21 protein-coding genes are annotated in these 19,412 nt (G+C 42.2%); 17 read left to right on the forward strand and 4 right to left on the reverse strand.

Going from position 1 to position 19,412, the window contains the following annotated elements; genetic code table 11:
* Window positions 1–2: 2 nt before the first annotated feature.
* The 10 genes from nuoH (at window position 3) to LZZ98_RS00115 (ending at window position 9,361) form a co-directional block, all read left to right on the forward strand.
* Window positions 3–1,019, forward strand: a complete 1,017-nt coding sequence (gene nuoH, locus LZZ98_RS00070; protein ID WP_086196033.1) for an NADH-quinone oxidoreductase subunit NuoH — start codon at window positions 3–5, stop codon at window positions 1,017–1,019.
* An 18-nt stretch (window positions 1,020–1,037) separates the two neighbouring features.
* Complete coding sequence (nuoI, locus tag LZZ98_RS00075) at window positions 1,038–1,580, forward strand: NADH-quinone oxidoreductase subunit NuoI (protein WP_086174877.1); 543 nt, start codon at window positions 1,038–1,040, stop codon at window positions 1,578–1,580.
* Window positions 1,580–2,098: an NADH-quinone oxidoreductase subunit J gene (gene nuoJ / locus LZZ98_RS00080; RefSeq protein ID WP_171259646.1), complete on the forward strand. Its 519-nt coding sequence runs from the start codon at window positions 1,580–1,582 to the stop codon at window positions 2,096–2,098. The genes nuoI and nuoJ overlap by 1 nt, the downstream gene beginning before the upstream one ends.
* Window positions 2,098–2,406, forward strand: a complete 309-nt coding sequence (gene nuoK / locus LZZ98_RS00085) for an NADH-quinone oxidoreductase subunit NuoK (RefSeq protein ID WP_004651041.1) — start codon at window positions 2,098–2,100, stop codon at window positions 2,404–2,406. Before nuoJ ends, nuoK begins: the two co-directional genes overlap by 1 nt.
* The gene (nuoL, locus tag LZZ98_RS00090) at window positions 2,403–4,298 is read left to right on the forward strand and encodes an NADH-quinone oxidoreductase subunit L (RefSeq protein ID WP_237786138.1); all 1,896 of its coding nucleotides are present in this window, start codon (window positions 2,403–2,405) and stop codon (window positions 4,296–4,298) included. The genes nuoK and nuoL overlap by 4 nt, the downstream gene beginning before the upstream one ends.
* Before the next feature lie 7 nt (window positions 4,299–4,305).
* Window positions 4,306–5,910 carry an NADH-quinone oxidoreductase subunit M gene (nuoM, locus tag LZZ98_RS00095; RefSeq protein WP_171263984.1) on the forward strand — a complete coding sequence of 535 codons (1,605 nt, stop codon included), beginning with the start codon at window positions 4,306–4,308 and terminating at the stop codon, window positions 5,908–5,910.
* Between the two features lie 3 nt (window positions 5,911–5,913).
* Window positions 5,914–7,407: an NADH-quinone oxidoreductase subunit NuoN gene (nuoN, locus tag LZZ98_RS00100; protein ID WP_237786139.1), complete on the forward strand. Its 1,494-nt coding sequence runs from the start codon at window positions 5,914–5,916 to the stop codon at window positions 7,405–7,407.
* A 122-nt stretch (window positions 7,408–7,529) separates the two neighbouring features.
* Window positions 7,530–8,165, forward strand: a complete 636-nt coding sequence (gene upp / locus LZZ98_RS00105; RefSeq protein ID WP_086174872.1) for a uracil phosphoribosyltransferase — start codon at window positions 7,530–7,532, stop codon at window positions 8,163–8,165.
* An 83-nt stretch (window positions 8,166–8,248) separates the two neighbouring features.
* Entirely contained in the window at window positions 8,249–8,542 is a 294-nt protein-coding gene (locus tag LZZ98_RS00110) for a cold shock domain-containing protein (protein ID WP_237786140.1), read from the forward strand.
* 87 nt (window positions 8,543–8,629) lie between these two features.
* Window positions 8,630–9,361, forward strand: a complete 732-nt coding sequence (locus tag LZZ98_RS00115; RefSeq protein WP_237786141.1) for a cold shock domain-containing protein — start codon at window positions 8,630–8,632, stop codon at window positions 9,359–9,361.
* A gap of 39 nt (window positions 9,362–9,400) precedes the next feature.
* On the opposite strand, the gene gigC is transcribed toward LZZ98_RS00115, so the two are convergent.
* On the reverse strand, window positions 9,401–10,285 hold the full coding sequence (gene gigC / locus LZZ98_RS00120; protein ID WP_086174870.1) for a LysR family transcriptional regulator GigC: 885 nt from the start codon (window positions 10,283–10,285) through the stop codon (window positions 9,401–9,403).
* 85 nt (window positions 10,286–10,370) lie between these two features.
* Between gigC and LZZ98_RS00125 the strand changes: the two genes are divergently transcribed.
* Window positions 10,371–11,132, forward strand: a complete 762-nt coding sequence (locus LZZ98_RS00125) for a ferredoxin--NADP reductase (RefSeq protein ID WP_237786142.1) — start codon at window positions 10,371–10,373, stop codon at window positions 11,130–11,132.
* A gap of 174 nt (window positions 11,133–11,306) precedes the next feature.
* On the opposite strand, the gene LZZ98_RS00130 is transcribed toward LZZ98_RS00125, so the two are convergent.
* Entirely contained in the window at window positions 11,307–11,729 is a 423-nt protein-coding gene (locus LZZ98_RS00130; protein ID WP_086174960.1) for a hypothetical protein, read from the reverse strand.
* Between the two features lie 464 nt (window positions 11,730–12,193).
* Between LZZ98_RS00130 and LZZ98_RS00135 the strand changes: the two genes are divergently transcribed.
* The 4 genes from LZZ98_RS00135 to LZZ98_RS00150 all read left to right on the forward strand — a co-directional run bounded on the left by LZZ98_RS00135 (window position 12,194) and on the right by LZZ98_RS00150 (window position 15,213).
* On the forward strand, window positions 12,194–12,541 hold the full coding sequence (locus LZZ98_RS00135) for a hypothetical protein (RefSeq protein WP_237786143.1): 348 nt from the start codon (window positions 12,194–12,196) through the stop codon (window positions 12,539–12,541).
* Between the two features lie 213 nt (window positions 12,542–12,754).
* The gene (locus LZZ98_RS00140; RefSeq protein ID WP_237786144.1) at window positions 12,755–14,536 is read left to right on the forward strand and encodes a mechanosensitive ion channel; all 1,782 of its coding nucleotides are present in this window, start codon (window positions 12,755–12,757) and stop codon (window positions 14,534–14,536) included.
* 214 nt (window positions 14,537–14,750) lie between these two features.
* Window positions 14,751–14,921, forward strand: a complete 171-nt coding sequence (locus LZZ98_RS00145) for a hypothetical protein (RefSeq protein WP_237786145.1) — start codon at window positions 14,751–14,753, stop codon at window positions 14,919–14,921.
* Window positions 14,922–15,060: 139 nt separating this feature from the next.
* The gene (locus tag LZZ98_RS00150) at window positions 15,061–15,213 is read left to right on the forward strand and encodes a hypothetical protein (RefSeq protein ID WP_237786146.1); all 153 of its coding nucleotides are present in this window, start codon (window positions 15,061–15,063) and stop codon (window positions 15,211–15,213) included.
* 15 nt (window positions 15,214–15,228) lie between these two features.
* Here the strand turns inward: LZZ98_RS00150 and LZZ98_RS00155 are convergent, their stop codons facing one another.
* Together LZZ98_RS00155 and LZZ98_RS00160 are read right to left on the reverse strand one after the other, a co-directional pair.
* On the reverse strand, window positions 15,229–16,428 hold the full coding sequence (locus LZZ98_RS00155; protein ID WP_237786147.1) for an NAD(P)/FAD-dependent oxidoreductase: 1,200 nt from the start codon (window positions 16,426–16,428) through the stop codon (window positions 15,229–15,231).
* A gap of 54 nt (window positions 16,429–16,482) precedes the next feature.
* Window positions 16,483–17,364: a 1-aminocyclopropane-1-carboxylate deaminase/D-cysteine desulfhydrase gene (locus tag LZZ98_RS00160; protein ID WP_237786384.1), complete on the reverse strand. Its 882-nt coding sequence runs from the start codon at window positions 17,362–17,364 to the stop codon at window positions 16,483–16,485.
* Between the two features lie 305 nt (window positions 17,365–17,669).
* Here LZZ98_RS00160 and LZZ98_RS00165 point away from each other — a divergent pair, with 305 nt between their 5' ends.
* Window positions 17,670–17,861 carry an NF038215 family lipoprotein gene (locus LZZ98_RS00165; protein WP_086174864.1) on the forward strand — a complete coding sequence of 64 codons (192 nt, stop codon included), beginning with the start codon at window positions 17,670–17,672 and terminating at the stop codon, window positions 17,859–17,861.
* A 421-nt stretch (window positions 17,862–18,282) separates the two neighbouring features.
* Window positions 18,283–18,906 carry a LysE family translocator gene (locus tag LZZ98_RS00170; RefSeq protein ID WP_237786148.1) on the forward strand — a complete coding sequence of 208 codons (624 nt, stop codon included), beginning with the start codon at window positions 18,283–18,285 and terminating at the stop codon, window positions 18,904–18,906.
* Window positions 18,907–19,412 lie beyond the last annotated feature (506 nt).

Genomic DNA, 19,412 nt, shown 5'->3' on the forward strand with positions numbered 1-19,412 from the left:
TCATGAATCAAGAAATTATACGTCAAACACCGCTATGGGCTGAGAACTGGCCAATTGCTTATTCAGTCATTCAAGCGATTGTGATCTTGCTTGTGGTGGTGCTTGTCGCTGCGTTGATGTCATTCATCGAACGTCGTTTACTTGCGTTATGGCAAGACCGTTACGGTCCAAACCGTGTTGGTCCCGGGGGGATGTTCCAGATCGTTGCCGACATGCTGAAAATCATGTTTAAGGAAGACTGGACACCTAAGTTTGCCGACAAACTGACTTTCCGTTTAGCACCAGCAGTTGCGATGGCGACTGCAGTGCTTTCATTCATGGTGATTCCTGTAAGTCCAACAATGGGCGTAGCAGACATGAGTATCGGGCTGTTGTTCTTTATGGCAATGGCAGGTATTGCAGTCTATGCAGTGTTGTTCGGTGGCTGGTCTTCAAATAACAAATATGCGTTATTGGGTGGTCTACGTTCTGCAGCTCAAACCATTTCTTATGAAGTGTTCCTGGGTATCTCGCTTATGGGTGTGGTGGCAATTGCCGGTTCATTCAACATGCGTGAAATTGTTGAAGCACAACGCGATGTTTGGTTTGTGATTCCACAATTCCTGGGTTTCATCATCTTTATTGTTGCAGGTGTTGCAGTAACGCACCGTCATCCATTTGACCAACCAGAAGCTGAACAAGAATTGGCTGAAGGTTATCACGTCGAATACGGCGGCATGAAATGGGGTATGTTCTTCGTTGCAGAATATGTCAACGTGGTTCTTATTTCAGCATTGATCGTCACTCTATTCTTTGGCGGTTGGTTAGCACCATTTAACCTAGAAATTCCATTTATTCCACCAGTATTCTGGTTCATTATCAAAACAGCATTCTTTGTGATGATGTTTGTCTTGGCACGTGGTTCACTCATGCGTCCACGTTATGACCAAGTGATGAATTTTGGTTGGAAGATTTGTTTGCCATTGGCGTTGGTCAACTTGTTGGTGACTGGTGCTGTGATTCTGATGAATCAGGCCTAGGACAGCAGGGAGTACAAAATGTATAAAATTCTAGCTGGATTCGGGTCAATCGTACGTTCACTGTGGATGGTCTTCAGCCACGTGACACGTAAACGTGACACTATTCTTTATCCAGAAGTACCGGGTGAACAAATTGTTCCGCCACGTTTTCGTGGTCGTATTGTCTTGACACGTGACCCGGATGGCGAAGAACGCTGTGTTGCATGTAACTTATGTGCGGTGGCTTGTCCGGTGGGCTGTATTTCACTACAAAAAGCAGAAAAAGAAGATGGTCGTTGGTATCCGGAGTTTTTCCGTATCAACTTCTCTCGTTGTATTTTCTGCGGTATGTGTGAAGAAGCGTGTCCAACGACTGCAATTCAAATGACACCAGACTTCGAGTTAAGTGAATACGTTCGTCAAGACTTGGTTTACGAGAAAGAGAACTTGCTTATTTCAGGTCCTGGTAAATATCCGGACTATAACTTCTACCGTGTAACCGGTATGGCAGTTACAGGTAAAGACAAAGGTCAGGCACAACGTGAAAGTGCACCTGTTGACGTACGGAGCTTATTACCATGATGTGGCCATTTTATTTGATGGCACTCGTGGCCATTGTATCTACGGTTCGTGTTGTCACTAACGCGAATCCTGTACATGCTTTATTAAGCCTGATCGTATCATTGCTTGCTGTAGCAGGCATGTTCATGATCGTGGGCGCGCCATTTGCCGGTGCGCTTGAAATTATTGTTTATGCTGGCGCAATCATGGTGTTGTTCGTGTTTGTGGTGATGATGCTGAATCTTGGTCAACATACGGTTGAACAGGAACGTAAATGGCTGACTTCATCTGCATGGGCATATCCAGCATTGATGAGTTTCCTGATGGGCTTAGTGCTTGTCTGGATGCTTGGTTCAGATTACACAACCGCAGGTCCTGTGATGGGCACTCAAGTTGTGGGACCTAAAGCCGTTGGTACAGCGCTCTTTACTCACTACTTACTATTGGTAGAAGTTGCCGCAATGTTATTGCTTGCAGCCCTCGTTGCAGCATTCCACTTAGGTAAACGTGAACCAAGTGCAAAAGAGGAAAAAGAATAATGGGCAACATTCCTTTAGAACATGGTTTGATCGTTGCAACCATTCTTTTTGCACTGGGTTTTTACGGTGTAATGGTGCGACGCAACCTATTATTTATGTTGATGAGCCTTGAAATCATGATGAACGCAGCTGCGCTTGCGTTCGTTTTAGCGGGTAGTGCATGGTTACAGCCAGATGGACAGATTATGTTTATCTTGATTTTAACTCTTGCTGCTGCAGAGGCTTGTATTGGTCTTGCGATCGTCCTTCAGTTCTACCATCGCTTCCATCATTTGGATGTGGATGCTGCTAGTGAGATGCGCGGATGAGTTATTTATATTTAACAGTATTATTTCCGCTCATTGGTTTTGTCCTCTTGGCGGCGGGGCGTAACAAGCTTCCTGAAAATGTAGCAGCCATTATTGGTGTCGGTTCAGTCGGTTTATCTGCTTTATTTGCACTGATTGCTGGCATGGGCTTTGTAAGCAATGGTTCAGTGGCTCAAGTTCAACATCTTTGGACCTGGTTCAATGTCGGTGGTTTTGCACCGGGCATGAGCTTGCATTTAGATGGCCTGTCTTTACTCATGACCGGTATGATCACCGGTGTGGGTTTCTTGATTCACATCTTTGCCTCATGGTACATGCGCGGTGAAGAAGACTTCGCACGTTTCTTCTCTTACTTTAACCTGTTCGTAGCAAGCATGTTGCTTCTCGTTCTTGGCGATAATCTGGCGTTATTGTTCCTGGGTTGGGAAGGCGTAGGTCTGTGTTCTTACCTGTTGATTGGTTACTACTACCAAAACCCTGAAAATGGTTTTGCGGCAATCAAGGCATTTACCGTAACCCGTATTGGTGATGTATTCTTGCTGATTGCATTGTTCTTGCTTTACCAACAGTTTGGTACTTTGCATATTGGAACAATCGTTGCCAATGCACCTCAAGTTTTAGCGGGTGACCATTCACTTGCGATCTGGACATCGTTAATGTTGTTCCTGGGTGCTGCCGGTAAATCTGCGCAAATTCCATTACAAACATGGTTGGCCGATGCAATGGCAGGTCCTACACCTGTTTCTGCATTGATCCATGCTGCAACAATGGTAACAGCAGGTGTTTACCTGTGCTGCCGTATGTTCTCCGTGCTTGAAATGACACCAGAAGTGATGATGTTTATCTCGATCACTGGTGCGGTAACATTGATTGTTGCTGGTTTTGCTGCATTGGTTCAAACCGACATCAAACGTATTCTGGCTTACTCAACCATGAGTCAGCTGGGTTATATGTTTATGGCTGTGGGTGCTGAAGCATACCAGGCTGGTCTGTTCCACATGCTTTCACACGCATTCTTCAAGGCATTATTATTCTTGTCTTCTGGTGCGGTGATTCTGGCTTACCACCACGAACAAAACATTTTCAAAATGGGTGGCTTGTTCAAACATAACAAATTCCTGTTTGCCTGCTTCGCGATTGGTGGCGGTGCGTTGGCTGCAATTCCATTCTTGACCATCGGCTTCTTCTCTAAAGATGCCATCCTTGGTGCAGTTTGGGCACAAAGCCATATTGCAAATCTTCCTGTATACAACTGCTTGTACTGGACAGGTGTTGCCGGTGCCTTCTTAACTTCAATCTATACATTCCGTTTAATCTGGGTTGTATTCTTTGGCAAAGAAAACACACCGTATCACGAAATCAAAGGCGCAACTTATTGGGCTCCGCTGGGTATCCTTGCGGTACTTTCAACTGGTCTGGCTTACTTCTTGAAAGCACCAGTAGAAGCTGCGTTAACCAAAGCCAATATTCCAGCATTTGTCATTCCTGAAGCGCTTGAAGCAGGTGTACACGGTGCCGAATATACAGCAGTAGGTATTGCACTTGCCGGTCTGGTGGTGGGTATTGTGTTATTTGCCTTTGCATATAATGCAGTGAAAGCTTTTGCCCGTACTTCATTCGGTGCTGGTCTTGCTAATATCTGCCGTAATGCACTTGGTTTTGATGCGTTGTATAACATCGTATTTGTGAAACCATATTTGCTTATCGCGAAAATTTTAGGTCGTGATCCGATTGATGGCTTGTGGTTAGTGCTTCCTGCCATTGTGAAAGGTGGCCATAGCTTCACCAGCTCACGTCAAACAGGTTCATTGCGTGAATACGCATCAAGTATGTCACTCGGTGTAGTGGTGTTACTGATGATCCTGATCGTGATTCAGGTAGTGGGGAAATAAGATGGAAATCACAAACAACTGGATTTTACCCGCGCTGATCCTCGTACCGTTCATTGCAGGTTTTATTTGCTGGTTAGTTGACAAGTTCAACGACAAATTACCACGTTACATTGCGCTATTCGGTATGCTCATTACTTTGGGCCTAACCGTTGCGCTTTGGAATTCGGGTACTTATAACTATGAACTCGGCGCAAAAGTTCCAACTTGGGCTGCCGAATTCATGTTGCCGTGGATTTCAACCCTCGGCATTAACATTCACCTTGCGGTGGATGGTCTTTCACTTCTTATGGTTGGCTTGACTGCATTACTCGGTGTACTTGCAGTGGGCTGTTCATGGGGTGAGATTCAAAAGAATGTTGGTTTCTTCCACCTTAACCTTTTATGGTCTTTAGGTGGGGTAATCGGTGTATTCCTGGCGATTGACCTGTTCCTGTTCTTCTTCTTCTGGGAGATGATGCTGGTACCAATCTACTTCCTGATTGCCTTATGGGGTCATAAGGGAGCAGACGGTAAGTCACGTGTTTACGCAGCGACCAAATTTTTTATCTATACGCAGGTTGCAGGCCTGATCATGCTGATCGGTATCTTGGGTCTGGTGGTCTACGGTTACATGATGACCGGTATGATCGGTTTCGATTACAACTACTTGTTAGGTGTGGCGAATACCCTGGATGCACAATTGCCATCAGTGGCTTATGCCTTGATGATCTGTATGTTCATTGGTTTCGCTGTAAAACTTCCAGTGTTCCCATTGCATGGCTGGTTACCAGATGCACATGCTCAAGCCCCAACAGCTGGTTCTGTTGACTTGGCCGGTATTTTGATTAAAACAGCTGCATACGGTCTGCTGCGTTTTGTTATGCCGTTCTTCCCGGCAGCATCTGCACAGTTTGCAGACATTGCCATCATCTTTGGTTTAATTGGTGTGTTCTACGGCGCTTGGTGTGCTTTCCAACAAACCGATATGAAACGTTTGCTTGCGTATACGTCTATTTCGCACATGGGCTTTGTATTACTTGCACTTTATGCCGGTAATATTCTGACTTTCCAAGGCTTAATGATCATGATGCTGGCACATGGTATTTCATCTGCTGCATTGTTCATTATGTGTGGTCAAGTGTATGAGCGTTTACATACACGTGATTTACGTTTAATGGGCGGTATGCGTGGTCAGTTCCAATACCTTTCATTCTTCTTGATGTTCTTTGTTGCTGCACTTGTCGGTATTCCAGGTTTAGGTAACTTTATTGGTGAATTCCTGATTCTTATGGGTTCATTCGGTAAATTCCCAACCTACACCATTGTGGCAGCAATCAGCTTGGTGTTGGCAGGTCTTTACGGCTTGATCCTGATTCACAAAGCATTGTTTGGTACGCCAAATGAAGAGCAAAAACAACATAATACAAACCCATTGAAAGACTTGAATGCGCGTGAAATTGTTATTTTGTTAGTGTGTGCTTTTGGTCTACTATGGCTCGGTATCTACCCACAAAGCTTCCTTGATATTTCAAATTCAAGCATGGCGTGGTTAGCAAACAGCTATATCCCAGTTCAAGAAGTTGTCGATGCGACTCAACAAGTCGTATCTCAACAAAATGTGGAGATCCAATAAGCCATGAACTTCACAATGTCATTTTCTGAGCTTATGCCATTAGCTCCTGTGATGATCGTGGCTTTAACTGCGATCGTAGTGATGCTTCTCATTGCAATTAAACGTAACCATAATTTAATTGCAACAGCCTCTGTAGTCGGTTTAAACCTTGCTGCAGCATACGTCCTGATTGCGATGTTCGGTGGTGCTTTTGCACCGTCGAACGTGATGGGCATGTTTATGGTTGATCCATTTACCTTGCTTTATCAATTGGTGATTCTGGTTGCTGCACTGGCTTGCTGTACCTTGTCACATGCTTATATTGAAAGCTATCAAGATAACCGTGAAGAACTTTACATCTTGATGTTGTGTTCGGTAGCGGGTGCAATGCTCATGGTTGCAAGCTCTCACTATGCAGCGTTCTTTATTAGCCTTGAGCTGATGTCGATTCCTGTATACGGCCTGTTGGCTTATACACATCAGCGTTCGCAATCTTTAGAAGCGGGTATTAAATACCTGGTGCTTTCAGCAACGGCTTCTGCAATGTTGTTGATGGGTATGGCGTATATTTATGCATATACCGGCTCGTTATCTTTCTATGACAACGTTCAGGCATTGATGCAAGCCATCAAACAGCCAATGGTGATTTTAGGTCTAGGCTTGATTGTCTTTGCCGTTGCATTTAAATTGTCTCTTGCACCATTCCACAAATGGACACCAGACGTTTATGCAGGTGCACCAGCACCAATCGCCACATTCTTGGCAACTGTTGCCAAGGTAGCGACCATTGGCTTGTTCGTACGTTATTTACTCACTTCAGGTGCAATCCTGGTAGAGTCAATCGTAACCATCATCACGATTATTGCGGTGCTTTCTATCTTGGTGGGTAACTTCCTTGCAGTGCGTCAAGTGAACTTGAAACGTATTCTGGGTTATTCTTCAATTGCACACTTTGGTTATTTGTTGATTGGTTTAATCAGCATGACTTACGCAAGCTTGGGTAACGTGTCGGTATACGTAATCACTTATGTGTTGACTACGATCGGTGCCTTCGGTGTTGTAGCGTTAATGTCGAGTCCGTTTAACAATGTGGATGAAGCACAAAGCCTTGCAGATTACCGTGGTTTGTTCTGGCGTCGTCCAGTGCTTACCGCAACCTTGACTGTGATGATGTTATCTCTTGCCGGTATTCCATTGACTGCGGGCTTCATTGGTAAGTTCCTGGTGGTAATGGCTGCGGTAACAACTCAGCACTGGTTCCTTGCTGCAATGATTGTTGTTGGTTCTGGTATTGGCTTGTACTACTACCTGCGTGTGATGGTGGTGATGTACATGACTCCGCCGGATACTCCACGTATTGATGCCGATAAACATTGGGGTCAAAAAGTGGGTGGTATTATGGTGTTGGCTGCGGCACTTGCTGTATTGGTTATTGGTGTTTACCCAGATCCGCTCATCAAGTTAGCGCTCCAAGCCGAGATTTTATCTCCATTGCATTTCATGCTGTCTCAACACTAATCTAAAAAAACTATAAGTTTTTAGCAAAAAGCCTCCTTAGTTAGGGGGCTTTTTGTTTATAAGAGATATAAAAAACATTTATAATAGTCGAAATTTTTATCTCATCTTTTAGGTGTTCTCCCGTGGCTATTCATGAAATCCGTCATCCGCTTATCCGACATAAACTTGGTTTGCTACGCCGTGCAGACATTAGTACAAAAAACTTCCGCGAACTTGCTCAAGAAGTCACCATGCTGCTTACTTATGAAGCAACCAAAGACTTACCGATGTGTGAGCATGAAATTGATGGCTGGAATGGCAAAGTAACCGTAGACCGTATTGCGGGCAAAAAAATTACCGTTGTGCCAATTCTGCGTGCCGGTATTGGCATGTTAGACGGTTTTTTAAACCTGATTCCAAGTGCCAAAGTATCGGTACTGGGTCTTGAGCGTGATGAAGAAACCTTGCAAGCACGTACTTACTATAAAAAACTGGTACCAGACGTACAAAACCGTTTGGCGATGATCATTGACCCAATGTTGGCCACCGGTTCTTCACTGGTTGCAGCTATTGATGTATTAAAAGCCAGCGGCTGTAAAGATATCCGCGTAATGGTTCTGGTTGCTGCGCCAGAAGGGATTAAGAAAGTAGAAGAAAAACATCCGGATGTCACTATTTTTACAGCATCTATTGATGATGGTTTAAATAAAAACGGCTATATCGTTCCAGGTCTTGGCGATGCCGGTGATAAAATCTTTGGTTCAGTTCAAAAAGACTAATTTTTGAAAGAATCAAAAAAAGAGGCTGATACAGCCTCTTTTTTATATACTGTAGATATGGATTTTTAGAATAGGACAGAAACATGAAAGATGAATTGTATCAGGGCAAAGTAAAGCAATACGACGCTGCAAAAGGGTTCGGTTTTATTGGGTCAGAAGAAGGTGACGTATTCTTCCATATTTCAGATTTCCCAGCTGCTGATGGTGAACCGAAACGTAACGAACGCGTGAAGTTCAATGTTGTTCAAAATGGCGATAAATATAAAGCTGTTAAAATTGAGCGTATCGAAGACAATTCTGCGAAAGCTAAAAAATCTAAAGTGGCAGCACATAACAAGTCGATTACTTCAGCTTTGCTGTCTAACTTTAAACGCTGATCATTGCAAATGATCTGAATGGAAAAGAGACTTTTTAGTCTCTTTTTTATTATAATAAGAAAAAATATAAATGAAAAAGAGTGCCTTATGTTTATTCAGGGGAAAGTCAAAACCTATAATGCTACGCGTGGTTTTGGATTTATAGCAGTGGATGGGGAGGTGAAAGATGTGTTCTTTCACATTCAGGATGTACCAAATAGCAGTATCGAACCTAAAGTCGGTGAGAACTTTAAATTTATTATTGCCGAAGATGACGGTAAATTCAAAGCCGATCGTATTGTGCGACTGGACATACAATCTGTTTCAATGGATCGCATAGCCGCCAAGCCATCGGGTAGCAAAAAATCGACTGCTTCGTCACGTTATCATAAAGGTGGACATACAGGCAAAATCTTGATCGGCATTGCATTGATCATCATGGCGGTGGGAGCTGTGATGGGCTATGGCAAATATCAGGATTATCGCACTACCGAGCAGCTGAAAGCACAACAGTTGATCATAGAGCAACAGCGTATTGTGTCGCAACAGCGAGAAGCACTGGGAGATTTACCAGAAGCGATTTTATCGGAGCAGGGGCAGCGTAATCTAGCTGCTGAAACTTATAATACCAATAAACCGCGTTCAGAAAAAATCAGTGCTAGTATTGATCAGCAAAATGGAGTGAGGCTGGCAACCACACAATTTAAATGTGATGGACGAACGCATTGTTCACAAATGAGTTCTTATGAAGAAGCATTATTCTTCTTAAGAAATTGTCCAGGAACAAAAATGGATGGTAATAACGATGGCGAACCGTGTGAAAATGATTCACGCTGGTAATAAAAAAGCGCCACTTAGGCGCTTTTTTTAAATCATTTTTTATTCTTCACAGAATTTCATAAAGGCTTTTAAACCCGGACCCTGATATTTTTGACGATGCACTAACATGAATAAAGGACGGGTCAGTTGCCAGAAAGGCGTTTCTAAAATGACCAGCTGACCTTTTTCACGTAAAGGTTCAATGGCGAGTTTAGAAATACAGGACATTCCCAGACCACCAGCGACAATTTTAAGAATGGCTTCATTATGACCGAGGGTTAATCGGATATTGGCATCCGGTAAATCTTTGAGAATTGCATTATCAAAAACTTCACGGGTACCTGAACCTTCTTCACGTAAAATCCACTCTACACCTACTGCCTCGAAGTCCGCAGAGGTTAATGGACGTCCAAGTTGCGCCAGCGGATGATCCGGTGCACAACACACCGCAAGTTCATCGTCACGCCAGTGGATACACTGTAATTGTGGCAGATGACATGAACCCTCAATCAAGGCTAAATCAAGCTGGAACTGATTCACGGCTTCAATCATCTGCCGGGTATTACCCACTTGCAACTGCAAATGTGCTTGCGGCTGGATCTGTAGAAAGTCTGCCATCAGGTCGGGCATCAGATAATCACTGATAGTCAATGTTGCACCCAAGCGCAGGTCAATACTTTGCAATTCACCTTTGGCAGCCTGTTCAAAAGCGTCGCAACGACCTAAAATTTCCAGAGCTTGCGGGAGTAAAAAGCGGCCTAAATCATTGAGTTGTAGACGTTTACCGAGACGGTCAAACAGTGGAGCACCTAAGCCATCTTCCAAGTCTGCTAAAGCCATACTTGCAGCACTTTGCGTGAGCTTGACGGCATCACTGGCCTTGGTTACTGTGCCTTCTTGTGCGACTGCTACAAAAACAGCCAACTGGCGTAAAGTCATGCGCATGAATAGAGCCTTAACATTTAAAAAATATTAATAAATTATGTGGTCATGCTACCATGAGCACAGTCTTTCATGCCACGTTGAAATCATGTCAATTGAAAAATTTAGCTTAGAAAAAGTTTTATCTGTACACCGTTGGACCAATAACTTATTCAGTTTTACCATGACGCGACCTGCGCATTTCAAATTTACCGCCGGGCAGTTTGCACGTATTGGCTTAAAAGTGGGTGATGAGCTGGTGGTTCGGGCTTATTCTGTAGTGTCATCACCATTTGATGAAACGCTTGAATTTTTCTCAATTGTGGTACCCGAAGGCGCATTTACCTCGAATTTGCAACATCTCAAAGTGGGTGATGAGCTGTATCTGGAAAAAATTCCCTATGGCTTTTTAACCCTGGCACGTTATCAACTGCCTTTGCCGCAGGATTTATGGCTGTTGGCTACAGGTACAGGCTTGGCACCGTTTATTTCCATGCTACAAGACTTTGAAACCTGGTCTAAATATAAAAATATCCACTTGGTCTATAGCGTAAGAACAGAAGCTGAACTGGCTTATGTAGAGCGTATTCAGGAAATTGCAGAAACATTTGGTGAAGGGCATAGCGGCTTTCAATTCGTACCGATTATCACCCGAGATCCCAATGCAGCGTTACATGACCGCTTACCGGTACTGATTGAAAATGGGGAACTGGAAAAAGCGGTGGGACTACAATTGAATGCTGAAACCAGCCATGTGATGCTGTGTGGCAACCCACAAATGGTGGAAGATACCAAAGAAGCATTAAAAGCGCGTGGTCTGAAGATGAACCGTCGTGGTGAAGGCAATATTGCGGTAGAGAATTATTGGTAAGAGCATTTAGAGTTCCTCCCTTTTTAAAGGTGAGAAGCACTGCTTCGCAAGGGCGGGATTAAACGGAATAATTTATCTCGTAAATTGAATTCCCCTAAATCCCCCTTTGTCCAAAGGGGGACTTTAACGGCACAAAAAAACCTCCACTGCGGAGGTTTTTTTATTGTTCATCTTTTAATGCACAAACATATCAATATATTCACGAATTTCTTGAATGGCCGTTTCTACATCGCTGGTGAGCCAGGTCGGTTCAAACAGACCTGAATAATGTTCAAGACGGTCTTGCGGAACCACCAAACGAATCGGGCACTCTTCTTCCAGCAAGCGCCAAGGAATAATCGGCACTTCATTGTCTAAAAAAGGAGCAATATTACGAATGTCGATCACCATGGCATTGATGCACTCGGGGAAAGGCATCACCGAAAATTCTTCGGTACGACGGCGGAAATATTCCAGATCACCCCATTTAAGTATGTAACTTGGTTTATTAAATTCAATAATACCAATCAGATGTTCATCACGTGTGTAATGCAAGCCACATTGATGGGTGACATCAGTGTCCAGATCAAGCGTTACAGATTGCTGACGATACGCCATAAAATTAAGCAGCATGAAAAACAAGGTGCGTAATTATAGCTCATTTTAGATTTTTCAGCACCTCAAGCACATATCATCTTGTTAAACTGACCACGATTAAAAGACCGTTAATTTACTTATTTTAAAACTGTAACTTAAATTACTTTTTCGGTTTTTTTAAATTTTACCGGGACTTAAATAAACTAACAATTCATTATGCCCAATATAAAAAAAGTGTAATGAAAATCCCTTAGACAGTCATTAAAACAGTAATAGCAGTAATTAAATGAGCTCTGGCATGAGTTAAAATCAAATGGCTAAACTGTTTTTAGTGCTAAAACGATTTAAAAGGCTATTTTCGCCATCCACTGTTTTTTAAGTAAAATTTACATGTATTCACCATGTCACTATGCTTTTATACATAACCCATCAGCAGATATTGTTAATATAAAAATACGGAAACTAGATAAAAAGAGGGGAAAAACATGACACATGATTTTAACAAACCACCTCATGTTACTAGCGCGGAAGAAAAATCTCAAAAGAAACGTTTGCCAGTTTATATTTTAGTTCTTGTGGGTGTGTTCTTCATTGCCGTACTGGTTTACATGTTTGCGGATAATAAACCCACCGCAGAGGATGCACCTCCAGGACATCCTGAACCTACTGCCCAACCTGCAACACCAAATAATACAGCCACTACGGGTACTGTAACGGCAACCGATGAAGCAGTTGCTACCGATGCGGATACTGTAGCAGAAGCCGGTGAAAAAAGTGCAATAGGAGAGGCTGCCGATAATGTCGGTGTAGGTACGAGTAACAAGAATCAATAGTGATTCAGGCATTATTTTAAAGCCCTAATCTGTGAGGATTAGGGCTTTTGTGCATTCTCATGTGCGCTTTTGTTGTATTTATGCTGGTTCATATTGAATAAAAAACAACCAAAATTTAATGTATTTTTAATGCCGTCATTTCAGGTTGAGCACACTCTACATAACCCCCGATTCATCAGAACATCAATAAGTAATAACAAGAGGAATAACCGTATGAATGAATATTTTTCTGGAGGCCCTAGAGGCGGTGAATTCGATGCCATGTATTACTGGAATCAATTTCATCCCATTTTAGCTGCCGTCGCTATTTTATTGATAGGTTGGCTTCTGGCTCTGATTATTGCAGCAGGCATTAAAAAAGTTTTAGAAAAACTGGAAACCAATCGCCGACTTTCCGGAGCCACCGGACACCATTCCAATGTTGAAAATATTGTCTCCCGGATTGTCTTTTGGGTGGTCATGATCATTGCGATCATTGGTGCCTTGAATGTACTCAACCTCACCGGTGTGAGTGGGCCGTTCAGCAATATGCTGCAAAATATCCTGGTATTTATCCCTCAACTGATCGCTGCGATAGCAGTAGGTTTTGTGGGCTGGATTATCGCCAATCTGGTCAAGATAGGCTTGCAGAGACTGCTCGACCGTACTCAGCTGGATGAAAAACTCAGTGCGGATGTGGGGGTAAGCCCAATTAGCCAGAATATTAGTGATATTGTCTACTGGCTGATTTTATTACTGTTCTTGCCTATTGTACTGTCTATTCTGGGTCTGAACGGATTATTGTTCCCGGTACAGAACATGGTGAATGAAGTTGTTTCATTCTTGCCGAATATCTTCATTGCCGGTGTAATTGTATTTGTTGGCTATATTCTGGCAAAAATTGTACGCGGTATTGTTGAAGGTCTGGTTCGTAGTCTGAACCTGCAACAGCAGGCACAAAAAATAGGAATGTTTAAAAATTCCAATTTGCCGCAAGTACTCGGTTCATTCATCTTTGCAGTCATCATCATTACCGCTTTAATCATTGCATTTGAAGCTTTGGGTATTGAGGCAATTTCGCAGCCTGCCACAGCCATGCTGTATGAAATTATGAATGCCATTCCGCACATTATTGCAGCTGGCTTGATCCTGATTCTGGCTTATGTGGTTTCCCGTTTCGTTGCCAATCTGGTGGTCGATGTCATTTCTGGAACTGGTGTAGATGAAATTCCGGCCAAAATGGATGCACAGCGCTTCCTGGGTGAAACCAAGGTTTCTACAATTATTGGCTACCTGATTGTGTTCTTTACCATGCTGTTTGCAGTATCTGAAGCTGCAAACCGATTAGGTTTTGAACAAATTAGTGCACTGATTTCGATGTTTATCCAGTTTGGTGCCAATATTTTATTGGGTGCAGTCATTCTGATGATCGGTTTCTGGCTGGCCAATCTGGTGGCACAAGTGATTGGGCGGGGCGAATACAACAGTTCACGCTGGCTGGCCAATCTGGTCCGTATCTTGATTATGGGGCTGGTAATCGCCATGGGCTTGCGTGCAATGGGTATTGCCGATTCCATTGTTAATCTGGCCTTTGGTCTAACACTGGGCGCGGTTGCCGTGGCCTTTGCATTGGCCTTTGGTCTGGGTGGACGTCAGCCTGCCGAACAGGTGCTGAATGACTTAATTGATAAATGCAAAAAAGATGCGAAGGAGCCTAATCCTTTGCATAAGGAAAATTCGGACCAAATCACTTCAGAACAGGATTCAAATTCAGTCTCTGCTCTGGCTGCACGTGAATTTACTGAACATGGTCCAGAAACTTCAGGACAGGGCACTAACCCTCCAGCAAATAAACCTTCAATTTCTGATCAGGATGTTCCAGATTCGCTGAATGTTAATCCTAATCAGCCGCTACAAAATAATCCTTTTGGATCTACTGGTGAAAAAGAATCCGATGTCGATATCAGTAACGACAAAGGTCAAAATAATTCTGGCTCCAGCGATGATAAAAAATAATCGCTAGAATCAGAAAATTGGCCACATGAGCACAAACAAAGCGCTGCTTTGTTTGTGCTCAATGGATGAGCATGTTTTTTTGTTACTTCCCCATTATGAAGCAGTTAGTTAGCATGACTAAATTTTCTATTTCGAGCCTGATATTAGTTAAAAAATGATTGTCGCAATGATAGACGAATTTTCACTAAATCCTAATTCTTAACAGGAGATTTAAATGAGTAAAAGAGAACCGAAAAAGTTTCTTGCACCAATTGTGATTGCAGGCATTACGGCTGGACTCTTTATTAGTGCCTATAAATTTGTATTTGTCAAATCTAAAGCTGAGCCTCAAGAGAGAAGCCAAGAATATCAAGGAAATTTATCTGAAAATTCAGATGAAAAATAATCAATAAATGCTCGATTGTTGGCATGTATTATGCTAAATATAATTGCAATATTTATAGAATATAAAGACTTAGTTTTAATATTCTTGAAATATTCATCATTCTATACTAGGACGTATAAATAATTATTGAGGGGAAATTATGATGTTAGTTAAGAAGTTTTTTGATTTATTTGGTCAAACATTCCAACAAGACTGCCAACATACACAAGCAGTTGCAAAGATGAATCAAGCAATTGTGCGTATGCAGCAGAAACAGAATGTTGAAATTTTACGTACCGATTATTTAGAATAATTCAGTGCGAATGAATTAAACATATTGCGATGCGGCATGTGCAGACGCCCATGCCCATTGAAAATTAAAACCACCTAAATGACCAGACACGTCCAGCACTTCACCTACAAAGTACAAGCCTGGCTGCTTCTTGCTTTCCATGGTTTTGGATGAAACTTCTGTGGTATCGACACCACCCAAAGTCACTTCTGCAGTACGGTAACCTTCAGTGCCTGAAGGTTTCACTTCAAACTGATGCAGACACTTGGCAATCTGTTCCAGTTTATCGTCACTTAAATTACCAATCGCCGTATCGGCAGACTCTGTCCAGATTAAATTTTGCAGTTCCAGCACCACACTTTTTGGCAGATGCTCATTTAACAAGGTACGCAGCAACACTTTAGGCTGGCTGGCTTTTTTTGCTTTAAAGAAATTCACCAGATCGAGATCAGGCAGGAAGTTGATATGAAAACTTTGACCGACATTCCAGTAGTTGGAAAGTTGCAGCGAACTTGGGCCACTTAAACCACGATGGGTAAACAGCAAGGCTTCAGTAAAACTGTTTAAATCATTCGATAGGGTGGCATCGACAGCATTACCACTTAAACGTGTGGTGACTTCTTTGAACTGGTCGCTAAAAGTAAAGGGCACCAAGCCTGCACGGGTAGCATGAACATGATGGCCAAACTGTTTGGCAATTTCATAACCGATCCCTGAGCCACCCAGCGTAGGTACAGATAAACCACCGCTCGCCACAACCACCGATTCAGCCTGAAAATAACCAAGAGTAGTTGCGACTTGAAAGCCCTGATTTGCAACCGCTGTCACTGCTTTGACTTCACAGCTGGTTTTAATGTCGACCAAACCGGTTTTCTCGCATTCCTTCAAAAGCATGGCCAAAATTTCTTTGGCACCATTTAAGGTAAACAGCTGTCCGTGTTTTCGTTCTTCATATTCAATACCGTGTTCACATACCAAGCCAATAAAATCCCAGTTGGTATAGCGAGTTAAGGCCGAGATCACAAAGTGTGGATTATGTGAAATGTAGTTTTCAGGCTCGACATACAAATTGGTAAAATTACATTTACCGCCACCCGACATCAGGATTTTTTTACCCACTTTGTTGGCTTTTTCCAGCACCAAAACTTTACGGCCACGCTGTGCTGCCATAAATGCCAACATCAGACCTGATGCACCTGCACCTAAAACAATGACATCATACTGATTTGTAGACATGAGCAACCTGCGGGAGATAAAAGCAGGGCATTATAGACAATTTTGCGCTCAATTTCAGGATAGATCTGCATCTCTATGCCGACCTTGTAGGCCGCCAGTATGAATTACCAGAATGCGACTGCCTGCCGGGAAATGGTTTTGGCCAATTAAATCCATCAGTCCATACATCATTTTAGCGGTATAGACCTGTTCCAATCGGAGATGATGCCGGGATTCAAAGGACTGCATAAACTGAAATAGTTCAGGACTGGTCTTGGCATAACCACCGCAGCAATAGGCATCGCTAATCTGCCAGTTTTGTTTGCTGGTCCATTGCTGCACATCCGACTTGAGGAAATCACCTTTTAGCGCAGAAAATCCGAGAATGTGCTGATGGTTGGAACTTGCTTCAATCAGTCCTGTCATTGTTCCACCTGTTCCAACGGCACAGCAGATCACATCATAATTGTGCCGGTCTTCGGCAGTTAAAATTTCCTGACAGCCTTGAATGGCAAGTATATTGGTTCCACCTTCGGGAATGAGGTAATGCTCTGGATGGTGCTGTTGCAGTTGCTCTAGAAATACGGGACTGTTTTTCTCACGATAGTGTTGTCGGGAGACAAAATGCAATTGCATACCCAATTGCTGCGCCGTGGCCAAGGTGTGATTGAGTGCCTTATCTTTAAGTTCTTCACCGCGAATAATCCCAACACTTGCAAAGCCGAACAGCTGTGCTGCATAAGCGGTGGCAGCAATATGGTTGGAATAAGCGCCGCCAAAAGTCAGGACTTTTTTAAAGCCTTGCTGCTGTGCTTCCAGAAAGTTGTATTTCAGTTTAAAAAACTTGTTGCCGGAAATTTGAGGATGAATTTGATCCAATCGCTTCACGGTCACTGTAATGGGTGCATTCAGCTGAAGTTGCTGATAAGTGACTGACTGTGCAATACGGTCAAACATTTCATCATGATCCATAAATATTTAACCGTATTGTACGCAAAATATTTTTAGCTATAGCAATATTATTTCTTAAGCGCGTGTATCTACGGAGATTGCGACAGACAGGCGAGAGTGAAGATTAAATTTTATTAGGCAGTTGATTTTAAATTTTGAATGGCTAGTTCTGTGAAGTGTAAATTTTAATAGCGATATTTATTTTGTAAAAATATCTTAATAAATTGAATTAAAAGCATAAAAAAATGATCAAAAAATACCCATTAGTGTTAATCTAAAAAATATAACAAGGATGAAAAAGAGGATATGTGATGAAGACGCTATCCGTAGGTTTATCGCTGTGTATGTTGCTGTTGATGACTGCTTGCGATGCCAAAAATGACTATAACAAGCCGAAAACAGAAGTGCGCAGCATGATTATTGGTGGTGTGCCTGTGTATGAGCAAGATTATCGGCTTTCTCAGCTTAGCGCGCGTGAAATTCAGCCAGTGGCTCAAGAATAAACTGAGCTGAGTTTTAATCCCGAACTTTAAATCAAGCTAGATCAGCCCGTTGGCAGGTCTAAATTTATATGCATCAATAAATTATTGTGCCGAAATGATGTACTGATTTTCATTTTCCGGTTTTGTGGGCTGCCACTGAAATGGATCCAATGCTGCGAATTTTAGACGAATTATGCTTATCTTTTTTTTCAAGCTAAATGCTCTTTTCCAGACTCAAATGTCGTTTGCTATACAGCAGCTATGCTCATCTATTTTCTCATTAATGAGGGATTTAATTCGCTTGGTTAGTGGTTCTATAGGTAATTTTGTAAATGCCTAGTGAATTATTCGGTGGAATTGTGAAAAAGAGGTGAAATACCGGGAGATATTCAGCTTTTTAAATTGTAAAATTGCCGCGAAATTAATTTAAACAGGTGTACTTGTGGAATCATTTTGGATTTTGGGCTCAATTGCATTTGCCTTGATATTAGGTGCAATGAGTCCTGGACCGACATCAATTTATGTCGCTAAAAATTCAATTGCAATTTCACGTCGGCACGGCTTGTTTACGGCTTTGGGTACAGGTACAGGGGCTGCCATTTTTGGCTTGTTGGCGGTGCTTGGATTACAGGCATTTTTATTGGCCGTGCCGTCAGCCTATTTGGCTTTAAAAATTTGTGGTGGTTTATATCTACTGTGGATGGCTTATAAAATTATTAAACATGCCAAAGAGCCAATTGAATCTGGCCATGATTCAGCAGCTCAAATGTCACTACGCCGTGCATATACCACAGGCTTAATTACCCAGCTTTCCAACCCAAAAATTGCGATTGTGCTGGCCAGTATTTTTACTGCACTTTTACCCAAAGAAATTCCAACCTATTATTATTTTGTATTACCTATTCTGTGCTTCTTTATTGATGCAGGCTGGTGTTCATTGGTTGCAGTTGCTTTGTCGGCAGAAAAGCCACGCCGTGTCTATTTAAAATTTAAGGCCGGTTTTGACCGTGCAGCAGGCGGAATCATGACTTTGCTGGGTTTAAAGTTAATCTTTGGAATGAAATGATTTCAGGTTTTGGCTTAAACAGAATGATTATTTAATCATTAGATATCTTTCATAAACCAAAAAATGTTCAATATTATATTTTTTTAAATCAGCACGGCCTCATTTGATTGATTTAATTTTTTACCTTCTTGTAGGCAATCTCTCTACTTTTGAAAGGTCAAAATGAGGATCTCAAAATATATTTTGAGTCCGCAAGAAAAACCTTTTGTTTCCCATACACGACATCCTGAGCCAGTTTTAAGCACTGCTTTAAAATGCAGCGCAAGGGATGGGAAACGTGTGGCATCCATGCCACACTCATGAATCTAATACCGACTAAAATCTATTTTTAATTTTAGCTTTACGAACAATTTTTAGTTTCTAAAATGATTTATGAAAGAAGTCTATTTAATATTTTTTGTCGATCTGAGATGTCAGCCAGACATTTGTAATTAAAATTGAGTAGATGTTATCTAAAATGAACCACGGGTAAAATAAACTCTACAAAATAAAAGACCGACGATTCG

The sequence above is a fragment of the Acinetobacter sp. SM34 genome (assembly GCF_022012365.1).
Classification (GTDB): domain Bacteria; phylum Pseudomonadota; class Gammaproteobacteria; order Pseudomonadales; family Moraxellaceae; genus Acinetobacter.